This is a genomic window from Streptomyces fulvorobeus (assembly GCF_013167895.1).
Taxonomy (GTDB): Bacteria; Actinomycetota; Actinomycetes; order Streptomycetales; family Streptomycetaceae; genus Streptomyces; species Streptomyces fulvorobeus.
This window is the reverse complement of record NZ_BLWC01000001.1, coordinates 1,582,351-1,596,240: the sequence shown is the minus strand read 5'-3', so window position 1 is coordinate 1,596,240 and position 13,890 is coordinate 1,582,351. Positions and strand designations below refer to the sequence as shown.

The 13,890-nt window shown below is 70.9% G+C and carries 16 protein-coding genes and 1 pseudogene; 6 read left to right on the top strand and 11 right to left on the bottom strand.

From position 1 onward, the window contains the following. Positions 1–167: 167 nt before the first annotated feature. Entirely contained in the window at positions 168–1,202 is a 1,035-nt protein-coding gene (glnII, locus tag Sfulv_RS07185; RefSeq protein WP_173312898.1) for a glutamine synthetase, read from the bottom strand. A 205-nt stretch (positions 1,203–1,407) separates the two neighbouring features. On the opposite strand from glnII, the gene Sfulv_RS07180 reads away from it, so the two are divergent. Beyond that, positions 1,408–2,367, top strand: a complete 960-nt coding sequence (locus Sfulv_RS07180; RefSeq protein WP_173312896.1) for a Gfo/Idh/MocA family protein — start codon at positions 1,408–1,410, stop codon at positions 2,365–2,367. A 49-nt stretch (positions 2,368–2,416) separates the two neighbouring features. Here the strand turns inward: Sfulv_RS07180 and pdxR are convergent. Then, positions 2,417–3,822: pseudogene (pdxR, locus tag Sfulv_RS07175) on the bottom strand (MocR-like pyridoxine biosynthesis transcription factor PdxR). A gap of 47 nt (positions 3,823–3,869) precedes the next feature. On the opposite strand from pdxR, the gene Sfulv_RS07170 reads away from it, so the two are divergent. After that, the gene (locus tag Sfulv_RS07170; RefSeq protein ID WP_173312894.1) at positions 3,870–4,376 is read left to right on the top strand and encodes a carboxymuconolactone decarboxylase family protein; all 507 of its coding nucleotides are present in this window, start codon (positions 3,870–3,872) and stop codon (positions 4,374–4,376) included. Between the two features lie 15 nt (positions 4,377–4,391). On the opposite strand, the gene Sfulv_RS07165 is transcribed toward Sfulv_RS07170, so the two are convergent. Beyond that, entirely contained in the window at positions 4,392–4,751 is a 360-nt protein-coding gene (locus tag Sfulv_RS07165) for an arsenate reductase family protein (protein WP_173312892.1), read from the bottom strand. A 132-nt stretch (positions 4,752–4,883) separates the two neighbouring features. On the opposite strand from Sfulv_RS07165, the gene Sfulv_RS07160 reads away from it, so the two are divergent. Next, entirely contained in the window at positions 4,884–5,165 is a 282-nt protein-coding gene (locus Sfulv_RS07160) for a hypothetical protein (protein WP_173312890.1), read from the top strand. A 106-nt stretch (positions 5,166–5,271) separates the two neighbouring features. Here the strand turns inward: Sfulv_RS07160 and Sfulv_RS07155 are convergent, their stop codons facing one another. Both Sfulv_RS07155 and Sfulv_RS07150 read right to left on the bottom strand, forming a co-directional pair. Next, entirely contained in the window at positions 5,272–6,477 is a 1,206-nt protein-coding gene (locus Sfulv_RS07155) for a Shedu anti-phage system protein SduA domain-containing protein (protein ID WP_246353034.1), read from the bottom strand. A 209-nt stretch (positions 6,478–6,686) separates the two neighbouring features. Beyond that, on the bottom strand, positions 6,687–8,132 hold the full coding sequence (locus Sfulv_RS07150; protein WP_173312888.1) for a hypothetical protein: 1,446 nt from the start codon (positions 8,130–8,132) through the stop codon (positions 6,687–6,689). Positions 8,133–8,618: 486 nt separating this feature from the next. Between Sfulv_RS07150 and Sfulv_RS07145 the strand changes: the two genes are divergently transcribed. Genes Sfulv_RS07145 through Sfulv_RS07135 form a run of 3 tightly spaced genes read left to right on the top strand, consistent with a single transcriptional unit; the run spans position 8,619 to position 9,777 of the window. Beyond that, positions 8,619–9,173: a hypothetical protein gene (locus Sfulv_RS07145; protein ID WP_173312887.1), complete on the top strand. Its 555-nt coding sequence runs from the start codon at positions 8,619–8,621 to the stop codon at positions 9,171–9,173. Then, the gene (locus Sfulv_RS07140) at positions 9,170–9,535 is read left to right on the top strand and encodes a DUF6907 domain-containing protein (protein ID WP_173312885.1); all 366 of its coding nucleotides are present in this window, start codon (positions 9,170–9,172) and stop codon (positions 9,533–9,535) included. The genes Sfulv_RS07145 and Sfulv_RS07140 overlap by 4 nt, the downstream gene beginning before the upstream one ends. After that, positions 9,532–9,777: a hypothetical protein gene (locus tag Sfulv_RS07135; RefSeq protein ID WP_173312883.1), complete on the top strand. Its 246-nt coding sequence runs from the start codon at positions 9,532–9,534 to the stop codon at positions 9,775–9,777. The genes Sfulv_RS07140 and Sfulv_RS07135 overlap by 4 nt, the downstream gene beginning before the upstream one ends. Before the next feature lie 232 nt (positions 9,778–10,009). On the opposite strand, the gene Sfulv_RS07130 is transcribed toward Sfulv_RS07135, so the two are convergent. The 6 genes from Sfulv_RS07130 to Sfulv_RS07105 all read right to left on the bottom strand — a co-directional run bounded on the left by Sfulv_RS07130 (position 10,010) and on the right by Sfulv_RS07105 (position 13,862). Continuing rightward, positions 10,010–10,192, bottom strand: a complete 183-nt coding sequence (locus Sfulv_RS07130) for a hypothetical protein (protein ID WP_173312881.1) — start codon at positions 10,190–10,192, stop codon at positions 10,010–10,012. Between the two features lie 87 nt (positions 10,193–10,279). Continuing rightward, the gene (locus Sfulv_RS07125) at positions 10,280–11,122 is read right to left on the bottom strand and encodes a helix-turn-helix domain-containing protein (RefSeq protein ID WP_173312879.1); all 843 of its coding nucleotides are present in this window, start codon (positions 11,120–11,122) and stop codon (positions 10,280–10,282) included. Continuing rightward, positions 11,119–11,655 carry a DUF6879 family protein gene (locus Sfulv_RS07120; RefSeq protein ID WP_173312877.1) on the bottom strand — a complete coding sequence of 179 codons (537 nt, stop codon included), beginning with the start codon at positions 11,653–11,655 and terminating at the stop codon, positions 11,119–11,121. Before Sfulv_RS07120 ends, Sfulv_RS07125 begins: the two co-directional genes overlap by 4 nt. Positions 11,656–11,657: 2 nt before the next feature. After that, the gene (locus tag Sfulv_RS07115; RefSeq protein ID WP_173312875.1) at positions 11,658–11,861 is read right to left on the bottom strand and encodes a hypothetical protein; all 204 of its coding nucleotides are present in this window, start codon (positions 11,859–11,861) and stop codon (positions 11,658–11,660) included. A 448-nt stretch (positions 11,862–12,309) separates the two neighbouring features. Next, the gene (locus Sfulv_RS07110; RefSeq protein ID WP_173312873.1) at positions 12,310–12,537 is read right to left on the bottom strand and encodes a hypothetical protein; all 228 of its coding nucleotides are present in this window, start codon (positions 12,535–12,537) and stop codon (positions 12,310–12,312) included. Continuing rightward, positions 12,534–13,862 (bottom strand): phage major capsid protein, encoded by a 1,329-nt coding sequence (locus Sfulv_RS07105; protein ID WP_173312871.1) that lies wholly within the window; start codon positions 13,860–13,862, stop codon positions 12,534–12,536. Before Sfulv_RS07105 ends, Sfulv_RS07110 begins: the two co-directional genes overlap by 4 nt. Positions 13,863–13,890 lie beyond the last annotated feature (28 nt).

Here is a 13,890-nt window from a genome sequence, read left to right as displayed (position 1 = left end):
CCAGGTCGCTGCGACCCGACGAGATGTGCTGGAAGCTGGCCATGCCCCCATTGAATCAGACATCGGGCCGGGGCAGCAGGGCCTCTCACCCGTCGGTACACCCGTCCGTACGCGGGGGCGCCCACCGGAATCCGGTGGGCACCCCCGCGTACGGACGAAGAGCGGGATCAGACCTGGCCGGCCTTCTCCAGCGCGGTGCAGCAGGTGTCGACGATGAGCCGCGTGACGACGTACGGGTCGACGTTGGCGTTGGGGCGGCGGTCCTCGATGTACCCCTTGCGGTCCTGCTCGACCTGCCACGGGATGCGCACCGACGCGCCGCGGTTGGAGACGCCGTAGCTGTACTCGTTCCACGGGGCGGTCTCGTGCAGACCCGTCAGACGGTCGTCGATGCCCGCGCCGTAGTTCTTGACGTGGTCCAGCGGCTTCGAGCCCTCGCCCAGCGACTCGCAGGCGGTGATGATCGCCTCGTACCCCTCGCGCATCGCCTTGGTGGAGAAGTTGGTGTGCGCGCCGGCGCCGTTCCAGTCGCCCTTGACCGGCTTGGGGTCCAGGGTCGCGGAGACCTCGAAGTCCTCGGCGGTGCGGTACAGCAGCCAGCGGGCGATCCACAGCTGGTCGGAGACCTCCAGCGGGGAGACCGGTCCGACCTGGAACTCCCACTGGCCGGGCATGACCTCGGCGTTGATGCCGGAGATGGCCAGGCCCGCCCTGAGGCAGTTGTCGAGGTGCTTCTCGACGATGTCGCGGCCGAAGATCTCGTCCGCGCCGACACCGCAGTAGTAGCCGCCCTGCGCGGCCGGGAAGCCGGCCTCGGGGAAGCCGAGCGGGCGGTGGCCGTCGAAGAAGGTGTACTCCTGCTCGATGCCGAAGACCGGCTCCTGGCCGGCGAACTGCTCGGCGACCGGACGCAGCGCGGCACGGGTGTTGGACTCGTGCGGCGTCATGTCGATGTTGAAGACCTCGCACAGGACGAGGACGTCGTCACCGCCGCGGATCGGGTCCGGACACGTGAAGACCGGCTTCAGCACCCGGTCGGAGGCGTGGCCCTCGGCCTGGTTGGTGCTCGAACCGTCGAAGCCCCAGATGGGCAGGTCCGCCACATCCGTGGAGGGCGATCCGGCCATGATCTTCGTCTTGGAGCGAAGCTTGGCGGTCGGCTCGGTGCCGTCGATCCAGATGTACTCAGCCTTGAACGTCACGGAAGCCATCCTTCGGGGGGTGCTGCGGTCTATGCCGCGCAGCTTCGCAAGACGCGATTTCCCGGCCGTTGCCCGAATGTGAACCCCGTGTTACCGAGGTTTCCTCCGTAACCGCACCTCTTCCGTGCGCCGGTAACCGGAACGACGGGGAGCGCGTGGAGCGCCCGCGTCGTATACGGGGCGGTACGGGCGGCACACTGGCCCCATGACCACACCAAGTGCTCCGAACACACCGCTGCGGATCGGCCTGCTGGGCACGGGCCCCTGGGCCCGCAACACCCAGGCCCCCGCCCTCGCCGGCCACCCGGGCGTCCGGCTCAGCGGTGTCTGGGGGCGTCGCCCGGAAGCCGCGGAGGAGCTGGCCGCCGCCCACGGCACCAAGGCGTACAGCGCAGAGGCGGGCGTCGACGAGCTCTTCGCGGCGAGCGACGCGGTGGCCTTCGCGCTGCCGCCGGACATCCAGGCCCCGCTGGCCGTCCGCGCCGCCGCCGCCGGCTGCCACCTGCTGATGGACAAGCCGATCGCCACCACGGTCGCGGGCGCGCGGGAAGTCGCCGGAGCGGCGGAACGGGCCGGCGTCGCGTCCGTGGTCTTCTGCACCCTGCGGTTCGCCCCGGAGACGGCCCGCTGGATCGGCGAACAGGCGGCGCTGGACGGCTGGTTCACCGCACGCGCCCAGTGGCTCGGCGCGCTCTACGCCCCGGAGGCGGCCAGCGAGTACGCCGCTTCCCCCTGGCGCCGGGAGAAGGGCGGCCTGTGGGACGTCGGCCCCCACGTGCTGTCGGTGCTGATCCCGGTACTGGGCGAGGTGACCCGGGTGACCGCGGCCCCCGGCCCCTCCGACACCACCCACCTGGTCCTGCGCCACACCTCCGGGGCATCGAGCACGGTGACGCTCGGACTGGGCGCGCCCGTGGCGGCGGCGGGCGTGGAGATCGAGCTGAGGGGCGAGCACGGCGTGGTCACCCTGCCGGAGTGGGGCGACGCGGTGGGCGCCTTCCACGGCGCGGTGGACGCGCTGACCGAGGCGGTGCGTACGGGAGTGGCGCACCCCTGCGACGTACGGTTCGGGCTGCGCCTGACGGAGCTGCTGGCCGAGGCCGAGGCCAGGGCCGGTGCCGAGACCAGGGCCGACGCCGGACCGCCGCCCGCGCCCGGCGTCTGACCTCCGTGAGGCGGCCTCCGTAAGCGACTTCCGCAGGGCGGCCGCGTCCTCACCCGGGCGGTGGCAACGCCCGGCACAGGGCGTCCAGGGCGGGCGGATAGGCGTGCTCGGCGGGGGTCGCGTACCCCACGACCAGCCCGTCCCGCCCGCCTTCCGCCACGGCCGGATGCAGGTAGCCGGAGAGCCCTTCGACCGCCAGCCCCTGCCAGGCCGCCGCCCGCACCACCGAGTGCTCGGTCCCCGGCGGCAGCTCCAGGACCGCGTGCAGCCCCGCCGCGATCCCGGACACCCGCACATGCGGCGCCCGCTCGGCCAGGGCGGCCACGAGCTGGTCGCGCCTTCGCCGGTGGCGCTGCCGCATCCGGCGCACCTGGCGGTCGTACGATCCCGACGCGACGAAGTCCGCGAGCGTCAGCTGCTCCGTGGCGCTCGACCACTGCTCCCGCGCGCCCTTGGCCGCCACGACGTCCTCCACCAGCCGCTCCGGAAGCACCAGCCAGCCGATCCGCAGCGCGGGGGAGAGGCTCTTGCTCACCGAACCCAGCAGCACCACGTGGTCCGGGTCGAGGCCCTGCACCGCGCCCACCGGCTGGCGGTCGTAACGGAACTCGCCGTCGTAGTCGTCCTCCACGACCACGCCGCCGCTCGCCCGCGCCCAGTCGACGACGGCGGCACGCCGCTCCGCGTGCAGGGGCCCGCCCGTCGGGAACTGGTGCGCGGCGGTGAGCAGCACCGCACGGTCACCTCCCAGCAACCCGCCCACCAAGGCGCCGTTCCCGTCGACGGGGAGCGGCCGGGTGCCGACCCCTGGGCGGTGAGCAGCTCCCGGTGGAACGGCAGCCCGTACTCCTCCACCGCCCACGGCCCGCCCAGCACGTCCGCCAGCAGGCGCAGCCCGTGTGCGGCGCCCGAGCAGAGCACGATGTGCTCCGGCGCCGTCCGGACGCCGCGCACCCGGGCCAGATAGCCGGCCAGGGCCCGCCGCAGCTCCGGGCGCCCGCGCGGATCACCCGGTCCGAAGGCGTCGTCCGGCGCCCCGGTGAGCGCCCGCCTGGCCGAGGCCAGCCACGCCGTGCGGGGGAAGACCGAGGGGTCGGGCTTCCCCTGCACCAGGTCGTGGACCGGCCGGGCCGTCCGGGGCCGGGTCCGCTGCCGGTGCACGGGAGTCACGGGGGCCGCCCGCTCGGCGACCCGGGTGCCCGACCCCTGGCGCGCGGTCAGCCAGCCCTCGGCGACGAGCTCCGCGTAGGCGTCGGCGACGGTGTTGCGGGCCAGTCCCAGATCGACGGCGAGCGAACGGTACGGCGGCAGGCGCGTGCCCGGGGCGAGCCGCCCGCTGCGCACCGCCTCGCGCAGCGCCCGCATCAGGACGGCCCGCCGGCTGCCGGTTCCGGACAGGGCGAGCGGTAGGTCGGTGCCGAGCACCTCCGCGGAATTGACCCAGGAATCAACCATCGAAATGCACCCCGCAGCCGGTCGCTGGTTCTCCTAGATTCGTACCCATGACGACGACAGAGATCAAGTCCGACGCCCCGTCCGCCACCTCGGAGACCACCGCCACCACCGTCCGGCTCAACTTCGCGAAGGCCGCCCCCAAGGCGTTCCGGGCCGTGATCGGCCTGGACGCGGCGGCGCGGGAAGGGCTGGACCCCACGCTGGTGGAGCTGGTGCAGATCCGTTCCTCGCACCTCAACCACTGCGCGTACTGCCTCCACATGCACACCACCGACGCCCGGAAGGCGGGCGAGAGCGAGGAGCGCCTGCACATGGTCGCCGTATGGCGGGAGGCGACGCACTTCTTCACGGAGAAGGAGCAGGCGGCGCTCGCCCTCACCGACGCGGTCACCCGGGTCGCGGACGGCGGGATCTCCGACGAGGTGTACGGGAGGGCCGCCACGCACTTCGAGGAGCCGGCGCTGGCCCGGCTGCTCGCCCTGATCTTCACCATCAACACCTGGAACCGCATCGCCCTGGCCACGGGTAAGCGCGCCGGAAGCGACGAACGCTGACCGCCGGGGGGACGCTCAGCGCTTCAGCGCGTCCCGTACCGCCTCGTCCGTACGGCCCACGACCGCCGTCCCGTCGTCCGCGGTGATGATCGGCCGCTGGATCAGCTTCGGATGCGCGGCGAGCGCCTCGATCCACCGCTCCCGCCAGCCGGCCTCCCTGGGCCACTCCTTGAGACCGAGCTCCTTCGCCGCGCTCTCCTGGGTCCGTGTGATGTCCCACGGTTCGAGACCGAGCCGTCCGAGCACGGCCCGGATCTCGTCGGGCGACGGCACGTCCTCCAGGTAGCGGCGGACGGTGTACTCGGCGCCCTCCGCGTCGAGCAGATCCACTGCGCTGCGGCACTTGGAACACGCCGGGTTGATCCAGATCTCCATGGCGCCCAGGTTACGCGGGTGAGCGCCGTCCGTGCCTCGCGAAAGCCCGTCTGGCCAGGGACGATTGTCAGTGCGGGGCGGTAAAATAAAGGGAGTTCGTGAGGGTCCCACCACCGTGCCAGGAGGTTGCCGATGGCCGTCGCCGCAGTCACGACCAAGCCGCTTCACACCCAGCTCACCACGCCGCCCCGCAGGAAGCGACTCCCCGCGGGCCGGCCCCGCGAGTGGTACGTCTCCCACAACCGCCGCCTCAAAGCGATGCGCCTGACGATCGCCCTGCTCGACGCGGGCGTCTACCAGCCGTCGAGCGCGACCAACATCCGTATACGCACCATGGCCGAGCGCCTGGGCGTCCACCCGCCGTCCGACACCACCTGCCGCATGGTCCGCACCCTGATCCGCCACGGCCGCTGACCCCCGGGACCCGCACCTGACACCTGTGCCCCGGGAGACCGGGGCACAGGTGGACCCGTACGCCGACCCGGCCGGACCGGCACCCGACTCGCGACGGGCCCTCAGCTCACCCCAGCGCCAAGGCTCTTTCCGCGCTGTCCAGGAGTTCCTTGTAGGTGAGGACCTCGATCCTGTTCAGATGTGAGGTGTGGACGCGCAGCGCGTCGTTGATCTCCTTCTCGGTGACGTCGGGCTGACTCATCGGGTGACCGATGAGGACGAGGGCGCTCGCGCGGCGGGTGTCGATTCCGAACTCCCTGTAGACGCGTTCCCGGTTCTCGTCCAGGCCGACCAGGTAGTTGACGGCCTGGCCGACAGCGTCGTGCACGTCCCTGCGGGGCACCAGGGAACCGCGGTGTTCTTTCACGAGCTTCACGCCTGCGGACCTCTTCAGCTCGACCACCTGGAAGGAGCCGTCCCCGCGGATGAGCGGGATGTCCACCTCGTCGCCGGGAACCAGTCGCCGCTGCCGGGCCTCGCCGATGACACGTCCGCCGAATATCCAGTGCATTCCCCGCAGGGCGCGCTGCAAAGCGTGTTCGGTCGTCCCCGGGTCCTCGGTCATCGCCCGCAGATCACCGAGGTCCGCTGCCCGGCGCTGCAGTTCCGCAGCGCGCAGCACCGTCCGGCCGTCCTCGTCCGCGGCGAGGACGGCGAGCGCCTCGGGCGACGCGACGATGCGGCGGGCGGATTCGGCCGGGTCCGACACCTCCACGCGGTTCCTCAGTACGCGTTCGGTCCAGATCGCGCGCTCGGATATGCCGCGAGGAATGCGGTAACGGGCCGGGTCCTCCGCAGGGGCCTGCATGAAGCGGGCATCCTCGCCCAGTGAGCGCACATGTTCCAGGATCTCTTCGAGACCGGCTTCGGGATGCTCGCCGAGGTAATGGCGGGCCGTCATGGACCAGAACTCGTTGGTCATGGTGACGGTTCTGGCGATCGAATCGAGCCCCAGCTTGTCGCGTGGACCGTGGTCGAGATAGTGCAGCCGGTACTTCTCCTCGTAGTCGGGCCTGAGGAGATCGCCCCGCGTGTAGTGAATGGCGTCCTGCAGGGACCGCACGACCTCCCACTCCTCGGCTCGCGCAGCCGTCAGCCGTGCCGCACCGAGGAGTTCCGTGAGCCGCTTGCCGCCTCTCCGTCTCCCTCCCGGTCCGGACCGCACATGTCCCAGGGCGAGGCCGACCGCCTGCTCGACATCCGTCGCCGCGGCGGCGGAGCGGATCTTCTGGAGATGGAGCTCAAGTGCCATGTCCGAGCGTGGTGAGGGCATGTCCGGAATTCTGGCTCACGGGTCTGACAACCCCGGCGCTCGGACGACCCCGCCCGCTCACCTCGCCGGCCGGCCGCCGGCCGATGCCTGCGCACGGGGCCGGGCTTCCCCGGCAGGGCCGGGGAACTCCATGACGGCTAGGAACGCCGTCATGCGCTCCAGTTCAGCCAGGTCTTGTGCCGGTGCCCCCCGATCGTCCAGGGCGCCGGCTACCGGGCGGCCTCGGTGCACGGTGAGTCGCTGCGCGGGACCACCTTGATGCGAGCGTCCTCCAGACGGATGCTCGTGTTCTGCTCGGCGGCGGGGTCCCAGAACTCGAGCCGGTCACCGGACTGCCCGAAGATCACCACCGGACCGCTGCGGGGAGGCGGAGTGCCGTAGTACGGCGCTTCGCGGGAGGTCGGCTCCACGCACGCGTACTCGGCGCTGACGCCGAAGTACTCCGGGATGTCGTGACCGGCCGCGGCGAGCGCGCGGTGCTCCGCGCCACTGCTCGCCGCCGTGTGGAGGATGAGCAGGGTGAAGACCAAGCTCATACCCAGGCCCAGGGTCACCGCCGGCGCCCAGGACAGCCACGGCCCCTGAACTCGCAGGGAAGGGGCGAGGAACCGCATCCACCCCAGATACGCCACCGGCAGCAGCGCCGTCGCGACGAACACGCACAGCATCCAGAGTCCCGCCTGGATACTGCCCGGCCCCTCGCTCCCAGGAGCGGGGCGCACGTCGAACGGTGACAGATACGCCCGCTGGACGAGCGTTCCCAGCCACGGCACCAGGGGAACCGCGAGGGGCACGGCCAGCGGGACGAGCCACGGAAGGGCGCGGTGCGTGGGGGTGCGCCGCACCGCGAGGACTGTTCCGCCCAGCAGATAGCTCCCGGCCAGGGCAACGAGAGGACCGCCAACCCGTGGGTTGTCCGCGCCGATCGCGGGCCAGAGCCCGGCGCCGAGCAGGCAGATCGCCGCCGTGGTGAGGACGAACGCCAGGAAGGCGAGGACGTGCCCGCCCCGCGACACCGAAGGGCTGCCGACCTCGTGGACCTCCGGGTCCAGCCGCCGCAGTGCCAGCGAATGGTGCGAGAACTCGGCCCGAGCGGCTCGTCGGGTACGCGCCAGGCGGCGCGGTCGGGGCTCGTCGAGCCCGGTCGGGACGCGGACCAGCCGGACGGTGCCCGCATGCGGATCGTGCTCGCCGGTGCGGGCGGCCACGTGGAGCACGTGGCTGATCCGTCGGCCCAGCGGTCTCCGCCTGCCCCGCAGGTGCCACTCGATCCGGGGCCGAGCGACGCGCTCGACAAGGGTGGCGTCGCGGCAGTGCACGGAGAGCTCGGCGTTCTGTGCCAGCGTGTCCAGGGTCGCGACCGCCTGTTCGACCGCTGTCTCGCGAACCCCGCGGATGCGGACCTCGATCACGCGCAGCGTCCAGCTCGCGTCCGTGGCCACCGTGGTCTCCCCGGCCAACGGCTCGCGGACGGGCCAGCTCATCGCGTCGCACACCTGCTGGAGCAGGTCCAGTTCCTCAGGGCGGTCCAGGACCTCCGCGACGATGTGGACACGACGGTTGAAGGGCGGCCCCGCCGGGCCCGCAGGCCCCGGGTCCGGCTGCGGGGCGGAACTCTGCCGTTCCGGGCCCGGTGTGGAGATCGACGTACTCATAGGAGGATTCTGCCGCCGGAGCCCTTGTGCGCTCCTCCGCCCCGGCCCGCCGACGCTCCCGTCCGGTTCGAGAACGGAAGAGCCGGGACAAGTGGCCAGGACGGTGAGGGCCGCCACCCCGACTACGGGGTAGCGGCCCTCACCGGTGAATCCGACGTCAGGTCAGTGCATCCGCCGGGCTGCTCCAGGGCTTCGGCCCCGGTCACCCGACCCCGCGGTCTAGAGGTCGAAGTACAGCTCGAACTAATCGCGCAGCGCTGCGACCTGCGCAAACGTGCGACACACTTGGCCTGACCTGCGGATTGTCTACCCGTCAGTTCGCGTTGTTTCCCAGCGTTTTGCACTGTCCGGCGGACTGTGTGCGGACTGCCGCTCGTGGCCCACCTCGGCTCCCCTGCGTCTCCCGAGACGCGCGCGGCGCCGCCCGGTGTGCAACCACCGAACGGCGCCTTGATCCAGAACCTTCTGTGTCAAGGAGTCCAGACCATGAGCACAACCGTACCGGCCCCATCCGCGTTCGAAACGGCCCGTGCCCTGCGCCTACAGGCCGAGTCCACCGCCCACCTTCCCCGCTGCGTCGACTGTGGGACCACGTCCGGCCCGTGGCAGCCGACTGGCGCACGCGCCCAGGACGGCGCCCAGTTGTTCCGCTGTTCCGCCGGCTGCCCGGCGACCATAGAGCTCGACAGTGGAGACACCCACGCTCGGTCGGCCACCGTGTTTGTTGAGCACTACCTCGCGGACGGCGTCCCGCTCCTCTATGACCGGAAGGACGGCGCCCTGCGCGTCACGTACGACCCGGCACAGATCAGCTTCGAGAGCGCCAGAGAGTTGTTCACCGAGTCGAACGACCTGTACCCGACCGCGCGCGCCGTCGCGTTCACCAACATCGGCCGCACCGTGATTGCCGACCTTCCCGCGGACGAGCTGCCGGTGCGTATCGAGCAGCACGGGCACGGGCGGTGCACCGTCACGTTCGACGACACGCGCATCAGCGGTGAGCAGCTGCTCGCCCTCATGGACGAGGCGGCCGGCCGATGACCACCCTGCGCACCGTGACGGTGCACACCCTCGACCGCGGGGACGTCACCATCCCGGAACCCGCGTGGTGCACCGGCCATGACGGGAAGGTGCCGCAACTGCTGTGCGACACCGGGCACCTCGGCACCGCCCACCGCGCCGAGTTCGGTGGGGACGAGCTGGCCTACGCGGCCCTGGTGCAGGACCCGTTCGTCGAGCATTCCGACCGCAGCGTCGGCGCCCTCGTCGAGATGGGTCACCTCGCCCGCGCACTCACCCCGGCCGAGCTGGACGGCCTGGCCGCGGTCCTCGTCGACTATGCGGGGACGCTGCGGCGCCTCGCCCGGCAGCTCAGCGCGCTCAAGGCCGGTGAGAGTCGGTGAGTACCCCGCCGAAGTCGGGCAAGGGCCTGTCGGTCCGTGTCGACGACGAGCTGCATGACGACCTGGCCGTGATGATGTCGACCGGTATTACGGCCTCGGACGCCGTGAAACACGCGGTGTCACTGATCGCGTGGGCGTACCGCAACTCGTGGTCGGCCGGTGTCGTCCCCGAAGGCGTCGAGCCGCACATCAACGGCCACTCGGTCAGCCCGTATGACGGGCGTAATACGCAGGCCCCGTAGGGCGCAGCGAGCGGGCCCCACCGAACGTCACTCGGTGGGGCCCCTTCGCGTTCTCAGCGCGCTGCGGTCTGGCCTGGCGGCAGGGTGTGACACGAGCAGTCGCACCGGTGCACTTCGATCGGCACCTCCCACGCCGGGGCGCCCGACCGCCGGATGACGTACGGGCCGGGGCAGTACCGGTGTTCGTCGATCCGGCAGGCCGGGGCTTTCACCTCGGTTGCCGGCGGCACGGCTACGCCTGCCAGTCGGGGACGAGGCGGCGCTGCTCCCTGCACGGGGCACAGGCGTACAGGGCCGCCCCCGGGCCGGAGCCCTGCTCGATGATGCGAATCAGTTCGGCGGTGCCGGACGGGCCCTCGTGCCAGTGGCACCAGGCGAAGGATGCGGGCGTCGGAATGCTCTCCATGGTGGCCATGACCAGCAAGGTAGGAACCGGCGCCGCCTGGCCGCGCGGCGATTGCACGGGATTGCGCGGGCCTGCGGGCGAGTTGGAGCCGGTTGCTCAGGCCGCCGCAATCGCTGCTCGCGCGCGGGCGATGAGGCGGTGCGCCTGCGGCCCGAACGCCGCGGCTGCGTGCAGTTGGTCCCAGACGCGGCCGTACAGAGCGAGGTCGTCGGCGGCGTCGTACTGCAACTCGGTGTTGATCGTCTCGACGATGACCCGCTCCTCGTCGAAGATCCAGAAACCATGCTTCGGCGTGATGCCCATCGGAGCACCAAGGGGAACGATGCCGAGCTCCACCGTGGACATGCCGATGAGGCCGACGAGGCGGTCCAGCTGGCCGGCCATGGCGTCCCGGGTGCCGACGAACGCGTGCAGGGCGCCTTCCCAGATGAGGACGCGGAACAGCTTGCCTGCCTCGTACAGCACCGCTTGTCGGTGCATGCGGGCCTGCACGGCCGCGTCGGTGTCCCGTGGGGAGCGCATCAGCTCGGCGTTCTGCACCAGGAGGTGGCGGGCGTAGTCCGGGGTCTGGAACAAGCCCGGGATGACGGTGGGTTCGTAGCCGCGCATCGTGGCGGTTCGCCGGTACTCGACGACGTACCGGTCCTGCACTGGGGCGTGTCCCGCGGCGAGTTGGCGGCGCCAGTGCCGTTGCTGTGACTCCAGACCGCGCAGGCGCGAGAGCAGCTCGGCGAACGCGCCGGAGTGTCCCGCTGCGTTGGCCCACGCTTCGAGATCACCGGGGGTGGCGGTCTGCCGGCCGTTCTGGAGCCGGGACACTTTCGAGCGCTGCCAGCCGAGCCGCGCGGCGAACTCCTTGCCGTTGAGACCGGTCTCGGCGCGCAGTTCGCTCAGCCGCGCACCGAGAGCCTCACGGCCGCTCTGGAAGTCCGTACTCACACGGACGAACGTACCCGCGCCCAGACTTCGGCAGAAGGCCGAGCAGCCGCGAGGGCGGCGTCACGGGCCCGGCACGCGTCCAGCACCTCGCCCGGGTCCTCGACGAGCTCAACGCCGATCGTGGTGTCGGTGTCGTCGATGTGCATGCGCACCAGGATGCGGGAGTCGAACAACCACAGATCGCAGTTGGGCAGACCGAGCTGTTCCGCGTGGGCGCGGGGCAATACACGAATGTCCTCGCCCGCATCCACGTTCCCGGCGGCTGTGGCCATGAGGAAGCGCTGCCCGTCCGTGGGCGGGTCGTCAACGATCCGTACGCGGGAGAACCGTGCGCCCTGCTCGGCCTTGGCCCGTACGTTCACGTTCCACGGGTGATCCGGTTCCGGAGCCGGGTCGGTATCGCCCATGAACGCCTGAAAGCGGGCGCCGGACCGGTCGGTGGCGTAGCCCCGGCGGGTCTCCAGGCGGAACGCGGTGTGCTGGAACTCGGCAAAGTGGTGAGTGATCTCCTTGAAGGGGATCAGCGGCGGCACGGTCACTCCTTGGGGGCGAAGCGGGTCAAGAGCGCGCGCGGGATGACGACGAACGTCTCGTGCTCGCCGACGTCGCGCAGCTGGGCAAGGTCCTCGGGCTTCGTGAGGCGGTCGCCCTGGACGACGATGTCGCCGGTTTCCTCGACTTCGTACAGCGTCGGGCAGTTGCCGTGCTCGGACGTGGTGCCGATGAACCTGAGCGTCATGCTGGCGCTCCCTTCCCGTTGGTAGGGCGACCAGCATGCATCCACCAGTCGGGCCAAGGGCAGCAGTTGCGAAAGATTGCGCCCGAGCTCGGGAGTTCGGGCCATTGCCCGCAACGCAGTGCACTAACCGAGCGTTACATCACGGAGAGTGACGCTCATAATTGGGTTGGAACTTGAATTGGGGTCAAGATCGTCTTTGAAAATGGCCGCGCAAAAAACAGGGCGACAAGGGCGTTTGGGTCGCCCATCTGCGGGTTCAAGTTTTGACCCAGCTCCCTCCCTACGCGCGAGACCGGCACGCGACAGAGCACCGACACTGGGATCGTGTCGGTGCTCTGTTCACTCTGTGCGATGTGCTGCGGCGGGGCGCAGGCCGGCGTCTCGGTGTGGGAGCACCTATCCGGCCTTGCCGAGGAGGCACTGCGTTCGGTTTGACGCCCCGCCGGAGTCAGGTGCGCCGCTTGGCCTTGCTCGCGGCGCGGAGGGGCTGACGTGGACGCTCAGCGTGCTGCTTCGGGACCGCTTCGCCCGCGATGACTAGCGTGTGACAGCCGGGCCCGAGGTCGGGCCGCTCGATCAGCAGGTCTTCCGTCGCGTGCTCGACTGCGTCGGGTTGGTGCGGGCCGGGGCCGGGGCCGGTGTTGGGTACGTCGGCCTGGTTCATGTGGTCGCTCATGCTCGCACTCCGAGGTCGACGGCGAACGCCTCACCGTGGGCGAGGGCGATGTCTCCGCGCATCCAGATGAGGAGCGCGACCTGACCGACGTCGGCGTACCGCTCCACGAGCTGGATGGTCATAGGCCCGGTGCGAAGACCGAAGTACAGCTGATCCCACTGCCCGGTGTAGACCTCGCTGGTGTCGGTACTGCTGCCGACGGTGAGGTTGATGGGGATCTGGTTGGTGGGGTGCCGGGGCAGCAGGCCGGCCGGGGGCTGGATGTACTGCCCGTTGAGATCCTTGAGCTTGGCGAGTCCCTGCTCTGTACGGGGGGAGTCGATGACGGCGGTGGGCTCGAAGTTCTGCGCCCGGATCGCGGCCTGGGAGTCAATGAGCATGTCGTATCCCAGGTTGGCGATGGTCTCGCCGTTGGTGCCGTGCGAGATGAGGGTTACGCCGGTCTGGTTGCGGACGCCGCGGGGCTCGGGTGCGGTGCCGGTGCCGCGCAGGGCGACGCGGTCGAGCTCCAGGGCGACCTGCGCGGCGAGGTCGGTCTCGATGACGTTGACGATGCCGGGCTGGCTGTCCTCGATGAGTTCGCGGCTCATCTTGACGAGGAACGCCATCGAGCGGGCGGTGAGCGTCACGGCATCGAGGGTTAGGTCACCTTCGGCGACGGGCGCATTCTCGTTGCGCCAGGCCGGGGCCGAGCTGCCGGTGAGCCGGGGGACCTTGAGGGTGGCCGAGTCCATGGGGACGGTGGTCGCCCCGGCCTGGAAGACGCGGGCGGTGTTCCGGGCCCGGTCGATGAGCTGTGCGGCGGTCGGCGTCGGTACGAGGTGGCCGCCGGCGGTTGCGGTGCCTTCGGCCATGGCGCGGAGTTCAGCGTCGTTCAGGCCGTCCCGGCGGCCGGTGACCCACGTACGGAGCAGGGCGCCCAGGCGAACCTCCCCACCTTCCTGCGGGGCACCGTGGCCGTGCCGGGCGGTCCAGTCGGCGAAGGACTGGCCCCGGGTCAGCAGGGGCAGCTCGGGCGCGGCGGTGCGGCTGGTGGTGCCGGTGGTGAGGATCTGCCCGTAGTCGACCTGGCGGCCCTCCGGGGAGTTCTCCAGGCGGCGCAGGACGATCCCGAGTCGGCGGGTCTCATCGTCGTGGGCGTCGAACTCGCGCTGCTCGGAGGCGAGCAGCTCGCGGCCTTCGACGGTGGCGTTGTCGGTGAGGGTCTGCATTGCGCCGAGGCGGCCGCTCATGGCCTGGCGTACGGCTTCGATGTGCTGCTGGAAGGTCTGGCCGGGCTGGCGCTCGGTGAGGCTGGCAGCGGTGGGCAGGGTGTTGGTAGGCACGAGGGTCTCCTGATACGCAGTGAGGTGG

What these genes read in the sequence shown, in the direction of transcription:
- Sfulv_RS07140 (WP_173312885.1), top strand. Translation starts at nt 9,170, where the DNA reads ATGACCACCCTGCGCACCGTGACGGTGCACACCCTCGACCGCGGGGAC.
- Sfulv_RS07170 (WP_173312894.1), top strand. Translation starts at nt 3,870, where the DNA reads ATGACGACGACAGAGATCAAGTCCGACGCCCCGTCCGCCACCTCGGAG.
- Sfulv_RS07115 (WP_173312875.1), bottom strand. Translation starts at nt 11,861, where the DNA reads ATGACGCTCAGGTTCATCGGCACCACGTCCGAGCACGGCAACTGCCCG.
- Sfulv_RS07110 (WP_173312873.1), bottom strand. Translation starts at nt 12,537, where the DNA reads ATGAGCGACCACATGAACCAGGCCGACGTACCCAACACCGGCCCCGGC.
- Sfulv_RS07180 (WP_173312896.1), top strand. Translation starts at nt 1,408, where the DNA reads ATGACCACACCAAGTGCTCCGAACACACCGCTGCGGATCGGCCTGCTG.
- Sfulv_RS07145 (WP_173312887.1), top strand. Translation starts at nt 8,619, where the DNA reads ATGAGCACAACCGTACCGGCCCCATCCGCGTTCGAAACGGCCCGTGCC.
- Sfulv_RS07160 (WP_173312890.1), top strand. Translation starts at nt 4,884, where the DNA reads ATGGCCGTCGCCGCAGTCACGACCAAGCCGCTTCACACCCAGCTCACC.
- Sfulv_RS07130 (WP_173312881.1), bottom strand. Translation starts at nt 10,192, where the DNA reads ATGGCCACCATGGAGAGCATTCCGACGCCCGCATCCTTCGCCTGGTGC.
- Sfulv_RS07165 (WP_173312892.1), bottom strand. Translation starts at nt 4,751, where the DNA reads ATGGAGATCTGGATCAACCCGGCGTGTTCCAAGTGCCGCAGCGCAGTG.
- Sfulv_RS07150 (WP_173312888.1), bottom strand. Translation starts at nt 8,132, where the DNA reads ATGAGTACGTCGATCTCCACACCGGGCCCGGAACGGCAGAGTTCCGCC.
- Sfulv_RS07155 (WP_246353034.1), bottom strand. Translation starts at nt 6,477, where the DNA reads ATGCCCTCACCACGCTCGGACATGGCACTTGAGCTCCATCTCCAGAAG.